Here is a 10,441-nt window from a genome sequence, read left to right on the forward strand (position 1 = left end):
CGCGGCAGGTAGGGGGAGTCCTCGGTGAACGCCTCGTCGGCGTCCAGGGAGAGGTCGCCGTAGACCTCGCAGGTCGAGATGTGGTGGAACCGCGAGACCCCGACCCGGCGGACGGCCTCGAGCAGTCCCTGGGTGCCGGTGACGTTGGTGGCGAAGAAGTCGCCGGGGCGCAGGATCGCCAGCGAGTTGTGCGACTCGGCGGCGAAGTTGACCACCACGTCNACNGAGTAGGCGCGCAGCAGGTGCGCGACCAGGTCGGTGTTGCCGATCGAGCCGTGCACGAACTCCACNCCGTCGAGCAGCTCGCCGTCCGGGCCGTTCAGCGACTCCCGCACCCCGGCGTAGGTCAGGGCGTCGAGGGCGACGATCCGGTCACCCGGGTGGACGGACCGCCAGTAGCGGACGAAGTTCGACCCGATGAAACCGGCAGCACCGGTAACGAGGATAGTTGCCATTCCGCCCCCAAACTGTTGCTGCAATTGCCATCAAGCTTCGTAGCGACAAAGAGCTACATTCCCGAATCTCGCTTTCGAGGCGTCGGACGCGGCGATTCGTTCCTTATCGTCTCCGTTAACGGCTCGTCTCCGGACGGTGATCGTCGTGGGCCGTAAGCGACATACGAGCCGTAGTAGCCTCTGCCTGAAGACGGAACCACCGAGAAAACGCATCCCAACAGCTTTCCGCCAACGCCAGAGACGGAATTTACACTTCTAATCAGGTCAGACGACCGAACAACCCCAAAACGCGCGACCAGTATCACGCCATCGAGGCGAGGGGACAAAGCAGCCGCGTCAGTCACAGCACGCAAGGGCGGGCTATCAATTAAAATATAGTCATACTGACTCTTCAGCTTATCAATAGTAAGACTCATCTGATTAGAGGCCAAGAGTTCACTCGGATTGGGAGGTACCGGGCCGCTGCCGAGGACATCGACCCGCCTGCCCCACTTCTGAATGGCTTGCGACAACGGTATCCGGTTTGCAAGCACAGACGTAAGGCCGACACTGCTGTCTAGGCTGAAGCGCTCGGCGAGCTGCGGACGCCTCAAGTCTCCGTCGACAACGAGAACTCGCGCTCCCGAGTCCGAGATCGATATCGCCAAATTTGAAATCGTCGTAGTTTTACCTTCGCCAGGTAAAGAGCTCGTCACGACAAAAACACGACTACTTGCGTCAATGTTCGCAAACTGAAGATTCGTTCGGAGCTGGCGAAACTCCTCGGCTTGGGAGGAATGTGGCAGGCTGTCGACAACCAGGGGCGTCCGCTCCAAGTCGTCGTTCTTCGAGATCGAAGCCATTAAAGGCAATCCAGTGAGGCGAGTTAGCTCGCTCGTAGATCGGACCCTCGTGTCTCGCCTATTGAGCACTACCACTAAAACAGCCGTTGCGACGAGAGCTAGAGCAATCGCTAGTGAGAAATTGAGCTTGACATTAGGCGTTTCGGGAGACTCTGGTACAGGTGCTTCCTGCACTTGCCGAACAACGATAGGAGACTGGGCATTCGGATCGGATGGGCGCTCTAAGTCAGACACTAAACGCGAGAGTGAATCCGCCGCCGCGTTGGCCATAGCCGCAGCGGTTGTAGGCGAAGAGTTTCGTGCAGACACTGTTAGAAGAACGGTATCGAGGTTGGCTGAGGCCGACAGATCCCCTTGAATCTCTGAAATTGGCTCCTGCGAGCCGATCGCAGCCTTAACATCCTGAGCGACACGAGTGGTGCTCGCCAACTCTGTGTACGACTTCACGCGCTCTTGGGACAGCAAACCGCCCTGATAAGCGGAGGTTAGATTCGCCGCGCTCGCTTGGGTGGACACGTAGAGATCCGCTGACGCCAGATAGGTCCTCGGTTGTACGAAAGAGATGATTGCAGCCAGCACTAGAAATACCGGAACCACGGGAAGAAGCTTTTTCCAATGAACCCGCACGGCACCGGCAAAGTCTTCCACAGTCATTCTGGACTTCCCTCCACTCTAGTAGACAGTAGCAAAACTACCAAGGCGACTAAACAAATGCGAGACATTGCTTGAAGCAAAGAGCCGCGTAAAAGAAAAGACTCGTAGGCTGCGAAGATTAGGGAGAAAAGCAAGCCTGATGGCACGTAACCTGAGTGTCCTGCATGCTGCCATTGGACGAAGGTCAGGTCAGCCCTTCTGACCAATAGCGCGAACGCAAGCAGCAAAAACCATGTGCCAAACCAGCCGAAGTCGACAAATCCCTCAGCCCATAGAGGAGAGTCCAGATTAAGGTTCGGGAAATTGGAATCGACAGCCAAAATGTAAGCGGTGTTGTTGGGCTTGCTCTCCCATACAGACCTAGGTAGCCAGAAAAGCGCCGCGCCGGACAGTTGCTTCCCCTCCAACGTTCCGTGGCGGTCGACGTATCGCACAGTGGCGCCGACGTCTGTGAAAGAACCGTAATCTGTCTTGCCCAAGTAGAAATCGACCGGTCTCGCTCCGATACCAACCGTAGCTGCCGCCCCACCCACCTGATCGTATCGAAACGCATCGAGGTATGGAAACGCGATCAGACCTACCACCACAAATGCTACAACCAATCCCGCTAAACCTCTCGAACTCCACAAACTGGTCCAGCTGAGCACGATAGCGAGTAGAATAGTGAGTATCCAGAACCGGGGGGTAGATATTGGATTATTTAAAATCAGATTTACAACTACAAGCCCGGCGAATAGCGCAATGAAGTCAATTCGGTTTCGAGAGGTCGGCTTGACCTTCCAGATCCAAAGAATTGCCAAGAGGCTGACCGCTGGCATCACGCCAGCAACCGCGAGTAGCGTTCCGCCTGCGGACGTATCGCCGCTCGAATACAGGTTCGATTGTGACAAAGAATTAGTAAGCGCTTCTCGGCTGCTAAAAAGGGTTCCAAGTCCGCCAAGAAGGCTGACAAGAAGCGGGGTGAAAAGAAGTGTAAGAACCGCTAAGATCTTAACTCGCGTCTCAGAAATGGCCATCGGTCGCAGGGGTTTCCTATCAGCTCGAAACCTGCTAAACCCGAAGTAGATGCCGATATCAAAAGCAACGAAACCAACCAGCAGGACTCCGCTCGCGGTAAGCTGCTGATCCTGAGAAAAGCTCGTAAACAACGGATTTCTCACGGAAAGAACTTGAGCGAGTCCTGCTACGCCAAGCCAAACATAGCTAAAGGACCAGAACAGCAACTCTGACCAACGGGGCTGGCCCGCGCCCACGACCATACAAATTCTGATTGAGCAGTAAACTACCACGAGGGATTGGAGGGCAACGGGTGCCGCGAAGGCTGAGCCGAGTCCTAGGGGGAGGACGACCAGCCATAGGGGAATTGCTAGCAAAAACGTTAGTAGAATGAGTCCCTGCGCGATCTTGTGGTTTTCTGAGCGAAACTGACGCTGAATAAGCGTACTCGCACAGACCTGGATCTCGTGTGATGAGTCAGTTGCGCTCATTTGCACTTCAAGAACCTGCGCTTTCTTCGACGTAGCTCGTGAAGGTCGATCTCCTATAGGCTAGAACGAAGGAGCCGGCCAATACGACGTAAGCGCCCATCAAAGACCATGCCACGGTGTTCGCGTCGCCGTAGATTGACGCTAATAGCACGCTCCCTAACGTGCATAGAGTTCCGAGCAATTGCGCTTTGAAGATCGGGGCGCCGAAGCGGCCAGCCCGGAGCGCCGCCACAGGAGAAATGTAGACGCATAGCAGCGCAGCCTGAATGGCGACCGGAGGAACCAGGCTATTGAATTCCTCGTACTGAGGAAAGAGGGAGGTGATGAGAAATATCCCGAGTGGAACAAGCAGTACAAGGACGAGCCCTGCGGCACAGCCAAGTCTCGTCAGCCTGCTGACGAGCGAGGAGAATTGTGCATACTCACGTGCTGTTAACTTCCTTGTGAGCGTCGGCACCAGAACGCTCGTGAGTGCAGTCAGGACAGTCTGGATTGGTTGCAGAATAAGAAGTTGGATTACTCGGATACCTGCTACCGCTGCTGGAGAGAGAAAAGCACCGACAACAAAGACAACGAGCTGACTCTGACACTGCCCCAAGAGCGTCGCGGATGAAAACCACCCACTGAAATGACGCGTCTGCCTAAACCAGATCAGGGGGTTCGTAGCAGAGAACAATCCGTGGGCCTGGATGAGAATCACGATTGTGGCGACGCCTAGTCCTGCCGCCCAAGACCCGAAGACTGTATAGAAGTTGATGGGTCCCACTGCGACAATACCTGTAATTAGCAGACACTGGACTAAAAGCCATGTGCCATCCGACTTCAGGGCTACACCAATATCGCCGCGTGCGATCATGATGTACCTGCACGCGTCTTGGAAAGTCAAAAGTGGCATACAAAGGGCGAAAGCCGCCAGCCCGTCAAAAATCTTTAGTGGGAACAGAGAAAGCCCGAACAGAACCGAAGCACTTAACATTCCGAGGGCGATGGAACAACTTATCGCGGTTCCAGCCGCTTGGATCGCCCTTGCCGGCTGCAAGCTAGGGAGATACGTCAAAGCCACGTCTCCTACAATTCCACGTCCTACACTCCCTACTATAGCGGTCGCGGCTAGGCCAGCAGCGAACAGTCCGAATTCATCTCGACTCAAGACGGCTGCTGCCGCTAGACCGATTACGAAAGAGGTCCCGGAGCTGACTATCTGATCTACAACTCCGACCGAGATGCGGCGCTGCACGTTCACTTATTCTGCTACTTCTTCTGCATGAAAATGAACCGCATGGTCTTCGCCTCACGCGGAAGCATTCGGTTCAGCGCACGAAGCGAATTCCAGGCAAGACGGCTTCTCCCAACATAATGCGGCTCGCTGTCATATGTATAGCTAAAATTGTTAAACATCGACGCTGGGAAAACACTGTAAATTTGTTTTCGCGTATTGATCCGGTACGCCGTCGGGAACGTGTCTATCTCCTGCTTGTGCGGTTGCACCTTCCTCAGAACCCAATTATGCAGCGCGTTAGGTACGAGGTTGGTCGGCAGCCCGATATAACCCCAAAGATTTGGCGTCCGAGCACAAATCCAACCACCAGGCTTAAGAACGCGATGTAACTCCCTACTCGCGCGCACTGCATCTGTAATATGTTCAAAAGTGAAGTCAGATACAATAACGTCGAAGGTGTTGTCCTCGAAAGGAAGCGAGTTATCTCCCTTTAGGACGACCGACTCGGTCACCGTGTTGTTCTTCAAAACAGCTTCATCAATGTCCGCCCCGACTACTCGGGAGGCAATGTCTCGTAAGTCTTGCATCTGCCGCCGAGTGGGAACTGGATCTTCAGAGCTTTTACCTCTTCCCGCCCCGAAGTTCAGTACAACGGCACCAACAGGGCAGACGGCTCGCACCCGAAGATAAAACTCTACGGTGCCGTCACACCTCGTGTATCCGCCAGCCCCAACTTCTGGATAAGAACTTTCGATCATCTGGCGAAGCGACATCAAAACCTTCTCCTTCTCTACTGTCAATCAAGCGCAACAGCCCCCCGCGAGAAAGCGATAGTAAGATATCAGACTGACGACGGGCGTGACAACGACAACCCTAGTACGCGCCCCTTCCGCGAGTCACAGCGCCCACGGTCTTCCACAAGATGTTGATGTCGAGCGCCGGTGACCAGTTCTCGACGTAGCGCAGGTCAAGCCGGACGGACTCCTCCCACGTGAGGTCCGAGCGGCCGCTCACCTGCCAAAGGCCGGTCATGCCGGGGCGAACCAGCAGCTTGCGACGCGCGTCGGTCTCGTATTCCGCGACTTCGCGGGCGAGCGGCGGACGGGGCCCGACCAGGGACATCGAGCCGCCGAGCACGTTGAACAGCTGCGGGAGCTCGTCGAGCGAGAGGCGGCGCAGCGTTGAGCCGACGTTGGTGATGCGCGGGTCGCGCTTCATCTTGAAGAGCGGGCCGGCCGCCTCGTTGCTGGCGGCGAGCTGGGCGACCATCTGGTCGGCGTCGACGACCATCGAGCGGAACTTGACCATCCGGAAGTGCCGGCCGCTCAGTCCGACGCGCTCCTGGCGGTAGAACACCGGGCCGCCGTCGCGCTTGATGAGCACCGCGATCGTCAGGAAGACCGGCGCGAGCAGGAACAGGAGAGCCGCGGCGCCGAGGCGGTCGGCGCCGGCCTTCACCGCACGGGTGACGCCGTCGAAGCGGGGCTCGGTGAGGCGCAGCATCGGGAGGCCGTCGACCGGGGCGACGTGCAGGCGCGGGCCGCCGATCTCCATGAGGCCCGGGTCGACCACCAGGTCGACGCCGGTGCCCTCGAGCTCCCACGCGAGCGCCTGCAGACGCTTTGGGGTCCAGCCCGGCGTCGGCGCGACCGCGACAACATCGATGCCGAGCTCGGCGACCTGGCGGGCGACTCCGTCCAGGTCTCCCACCACTGGAATCCCCCTCACGGCTCCGCCGTCGGCAAGGCCTGTGGAGGTGCAGGCAGCGACCACAGCCCAGCCGTGGTGCGGGACCCGCAGGGTGCGGGCGACGAGGTCGGAGATGCCCTGCTCGGTGCCCACGACGAGGACCGAGGACATGCAGAGGTCCTCGCGGCGCGCCGTGTGCAGGACCCGGCGGATGAGGTACCGGCCGGCGAGCACCGCGAGCCCGGTGACCGGGAGGACCCCGATCACCCAGGGCCGGAGGCCGTCCGCCTTGAGCAGGTAGCCGAGGAGGGCCAGTACCAGCGAGGCACCGACGAAGGCGCGGACGAGGCGGTTGAACTCCTCGGCGCCCTGGCCAACAGTCTGCGGGTCCCAGCAGCGCATGGCGGCCATGAGCGTCAGGGCGATGCCCGCACCGATGCAGCTGGACACGGCGGCGGGCTCGGCGTCCCAGGAACGGGTGCCGACGCCCAATGCGGTCGCGACCGCAGCTGCACCGAGGACGATACCGAGGTCGGCAGCGAGGACTGCCCGCAGCAGGATCGTGCGCCAGGTGCGAGTGCGAGCCGGTCCCCCGGCCGGTGCGCCCCGCGGGGACCGCGGAGCCTGGATGTCGGCCTGCTGCCGGCTCCCCGCGGTCCCGATGTCCGTGCTCACTTCGAGTGACCCCCCATGGTCACAGGCGGCGAGATCGTGACCTGCGGCCGGGGCTCCCCTTCGATCCCCAGCCGTCACGAGCACCGTCACCTGTTGGTGTGCGCTTGGCCCGGCTATCGCTGCAGACCGCTCGCCCTGTTACTCGTTTCGGACACTCTGTGCGGCGTGTCATCGCGACACGCCCAAAATTTCTGACGTCTTATCGCCTGAACGGACCCGTTAGAGTTGGTCACAGGCCGGATGATCGATACACAGCGTGGTGTCCCCCGACGACGCACACCGTGGCGGGATGAACTTTCGTTGACCTTTCGCTTGCGTCATGTTCGTGTGGACGAACACCCCGAACAGTGCACCCGCGATACAGAGACGCACCGGAGACGAAGATCGGGACCGATTATCTGAGGGATGGTGGCCTCGACCTGGGGGCGTCAGGTCTCCGGCCGGAAGGGGGAACGAGGAGTCCCGAGGCCGCGGCCGCTCGCCGGAGGCGCGAGCCGCGCTGTCCGTCGTCCGAGTAGGAGCGCGGTGAGGGCCTTCGGGATCGGCACTGTCGCTGAGCGCAGCCGACACCTCGCGGCGCAGGTCCTCGCCGTCCCGGTCCGCTTCCTCTCGGAGCGGCCTCAGTGCGGAGAGGGGTCCAGGAGGGGGAATTGCACGTCCGGGAGATGCGGAGCGTTCCTGATGTCCAGCGGGTGCGGGAGGTGCGCGACGGGGCGCGTGGAGGCCACGCGGTCCCGACGCAGGAACGTGGCCTCGATGACCCGTGGCACGCCGACCCCTCGTCGGGACACGACGCCGCCGTAGTTGTTGGCGTGGACGTGGACGAGGTGATGACCGGCGAGCAGACGGTCGAACACGGCCTGCAGCTGGCGCAGCGTCGCGCGCGCGAAGAGGCCGTCGAGCTCGTGGAACTCGACGATCATGATCCGGCACCGTGCGAGGTTGCGGTCGGAGATGTTGAGCAGCGCCGGGACCTCGAACCCCTCGATGTCCATCTGGAGCACGAGGTCACCCGACGGTGGAGCGCACCCGTCGATCCACGAGTCCATCGTCGTCGTCGACGGCCCGTCGACCACACCGATGTTCGTCGACCGGAAGTGCAGCAGCTCGTGCTCGACCGGAGAACGGGGCACGGTGCCGTCCGCGAGGAAGCACGGGACACCGCGCGCGGCCATGCCGAGCTCGAACGAAGCGCGGTTGTCGACGCCGGGTGAGAAGCAGGCGACGACGCCGTCGAGGTCGTCAGGCGCCAGGTAGCCGCCGTCGCCGTCGTCGCCGAGCCGGACCAGACGGAAACCGGCGTCGACGGGCCGGAGCCGGGCCATCAGCTCGCGCACCTGGGCCGGATCAGACGGCGGGCCCACGGAGATGCCCGCCGTGAGCATCGCGGTGGCGAAGGCCGGGCGGAGCCTCGCGCTCACGGTCTCCAGCAGGCTCACGGCGCCACTCCCCTCGTGCGGTTCGTCGTGTCGTCCGCCGGGCCCGACCCTCGCCCGACGCGTTCCCTCGCTCGCTCGATCGCCGCCTCCCGAACCTCGGGTGCCGTGCCCGATTTCGCCGAGATCATGAGAGCGACGTCGTCCGGCGCGATGGCGTCGGCGAGCGCGATCGCGTGCTCGAGGTCGAGGGGTGCCTCGTCCCAGTGCTCGCAACACCAGCGCGCGATCACCGGCGGGTGCGCCGAGCTCAGGTACGTCGCGAACACGCCATAGAGCGTGAACTCCGAGACGTGCCGGAGCCGTGCCAACGCGTCGAACCACGGTCGGCCGGACGTGGCCGTGACGCGGGCGGTCATGTCGCGGACGTCGGACACGCGCCAGGACGTCACGCTCGACACGTAGTCGGGCTTCGGCAGCGCGCCGTCGGCCGGCAGACCGAGCAGGGTGCGTGCGACGTCGTGCCAGATGACGTGGCGCGGGAGACCCTCGGTCACCCCGTCGGGTCGTACGACGAACCGGAGGTCCTCTGCCCCGGCCACGTCGGCGACGAAGACGCAGTCGGAGTCCACGAGCAGCACGTACTCGACGTCCAGCTGCAGGGTGACGGCGATCTTGAGGAGCTGTTGGAGGACCCAGCCACGGACCGGCCACCACGGTCGGCGCACGTCGACCAGCCAGTTGCGGCCCGGCACGGGCCGGTACCACCCGGGGACGAGCGATCGTTCGTCGATCACCTGGACACCGTCGAGGGTCGAGAACAGGTCGACGTCGGCCGACGGCACGATCACGAGGTGCGCGACATCGGCCGGGAGGTGCCGGGCCACCGAACGGTGCAGCTCACGGAACTGCTCGAAGTCGGGTCGGAACGACGGCGTCACGATCGCGAAGTCGCTCATCGCAGTCCCTCGTGATCGGGGACGGGACTTCCGAGAAGTGCTGCCTCGAAGCGTCCCGCGGATTCGTGCACCGCGTGGGCCCGCCCCACGACCAGAGCGCGGGAGGCGATGGCGGCGGCCCGGTCCGGGTCGTCGAGGAGTTCCAGCACCGCATCCGCCAATGCGGCCGCGTCGCCGGCGGGTCGCAGGAGGGCGGTGTCGCCGTCGACGGCGAAGTTGTCGACGCCACCGTTGCGGGTCGACACGACCGGCGTCCCGCAGGCCATGGCTTCCAGCGCCGGCAGCCCCCAGCCCTCGGCGTGCGAGGTGCAGAGGAAGACGGCTGCACGGTGGTAGAAGTCCGGCGCGAGCCGATCCTGCGGCACGCTCCGCGTGTACTCGACGCACGCCGGGAGCCCACGGGGACGCCGGCCCGGTCCGAAGGCGGACCACCGCACGTCCGCTCGGCACTCGCCGACCCGCCGGACGACGTCGGCCGCGACCTCGAGCCCCTTGACCGGGACGTCGCCGGCCAGGAAGGTCACCCGCCGCGGCCGCTGCGCGGTCGCGGGTCCCGGGGGGAACAGGGGGAGGTCGACCCCGTTCGTCACGATCGAGACGTCACCGGGAGCCACCCCGAAGGCGACGAGGCGGTCGCGGAGCCTTGGCGCGACGGCGATCTTCGGGCAGGGCAGGTGGTAGATCGCCTCGACCTCGTCCGGCGGCCCCAGCGTCGTCTCGTCGGCCTGGACGAAGTGCACGACGCGCTGCCGCGCGGAGACGCGCCCGAGTGTCGGCCGCACGGTCGTCCAGAACGTCGGGACGACGACGTCGGCGTCGACCAGGTCGAGATCCGCAGCGCTGCGGACGCGCTCGAGGCGGACCTCGGGATGGAGCCGGGTCCAGCGGATCCGCGACCGCAGCCCCCCGCTCGCCACGTTCCGCACGAGCCGGCGCCCCGCCTCGAGCGCCGATGGCCGGGGCTCGACGTGCCAGACCCTGACCTCGTGGCCGCGTGCCGCGAGCGCGCTCGCGTACTGGTAGACGACCAGCGCCCCGCCGCTGGGGGTCCGGGGGAAGGTCCCGAGAACCATGTCGATCCGCAC

At 62.5% G+C, this 10,441-nt stretch carries 9 protein-coding genes; all 9 read right to left on the bottom strand.

What is annotated here, in order from left to right:
• Window positions 1–455 (bottom strand): GDP-mannose 4,6-dehydratase (locus tag A3CO_RS0109315; RefSeq protein ID WP_018331975.1); only part of this gene is annotated, 455 nt, incomplete at its 3' end.
• A 53-nt stretch (window positions 456–508) separates the two neighbouring features.
• A complete protein-coding gene (locus A3CO_RS36650) occupies window positions 509–1,951 on the bottom strand; it encodes a tyrosine-protein kinase domain-containing protein (RefSeq protein WP_084681657.1) in 1,443 nt (480 codons plus the stop codon).
• Window positions 1,948–3,204 (bottom strand): hypothetical protein, encoded by a 1,257-nt coding sequence (locus tag A3CO_RS37925; protein WP_157647288.1) that lies wholly within the window; start codon window positions 3,202–3,204, stop codon window positions 1,948–1,950. Before A3CO_RS37925 ends, A3CO_RS36650 begins: the two co-directional genes overlap by 4 nt.
• 241 nt (window positions 3,205–3,445) lie before the next feature.
• The gene (locus A3CO_RS37930) at window positions 3,446–4,675 is read right to left on the bottom strand and encodes an MATE family efflux transporter (RefSeq protein WP_157647291.1); all 1,230 of its coding nucleotides are present in this window, start codon (window positions 4,673–4,675) and stop codon (window positions 3,446–3,448) included.
• Window positions 4,676–4,689: 14 nt separating this feature from the next.
• Window positions 4,690–5,430 carry a class I SAM-dependent methyltransferase gene (locus A3CO_RS36655; RefSeq protein WP_084681658.1) on the bottom strand — a complete coding sequence of 247 codons (741 nt, stop codon included), beginning with the start codon at window positions 5,428–5,430 and terminating at the stop codon, window positions 4,690–4,692.
• 100 nt (window positions 5,431–5,530) lie between these two features.
• Window positions 5,531–7,021 carry a sugar transferase gene (locus tag A3CO_RS0109320; protein ID WP_018331976.1) on the bottom strand — a complete coding sequence of 497 codons (1,491 nt, stop codon included), beginning with the start codon at window positions 7,019–7,021 and terminating at the stop codon, window positions 5,531–5,533.
• Between the two features lie 620 nt (window positions 7,022–7,641).
• On the bottom strand, window positions 7,642–8,460 hold the full coding sequence (locus A3CO_RS0109325; RefSeq protein ID WP_018331977.1) for an FkbM family methyltransferase: 819 nt from the start codon (window positions 8,458–8,460) through the stop codon (window positions 7,642–7,644).
• Window positions 8,457–9,356 carry a DUF6492 family protein gene (locus A3CO_RS0109330; protein ID WP_018331978.1) on the bottom strand — a complete coding sequence of 300 codons (900 nt, stop codon included), beginning with the start codon at window positions 9,354–9,356 and terminating at the stop codon, window positions 8,457–8,459. The genes A3CO_RS0109325 and A3CO_RS0109330 overlap by 4 nt, the downstream gene beginning before the upstream one ends.
• Window positions 9,353–10,441: a glycosyltransferase family 4 protein gene (locus A3CO_RS31105; protein WP_169510932.1), complete on the bottom strand. Its 1,089-nt coding sequence runs from the start codon at window positions 10,439–10,441 to the stop codon at window positions 9,353–9,355. The genes A3CO_RS0109330 and A3CO_RS31105 overlap by 4 nt, the downstream gene beginning before the upstream one ends.

Origin of the sequence: Actinomycetospora chiangmaiensis DSM 45062, assembly GCF_000379625.1 — a bacterium.
Taxonomy (GTDB): domain Bacteria; phylum Actinomycetota; class Actinomycetes; order Mycobacteriales; family Pseudonocardiaceae; genus Actinomycetospora; species Actinomycetospora chiangmaiensis.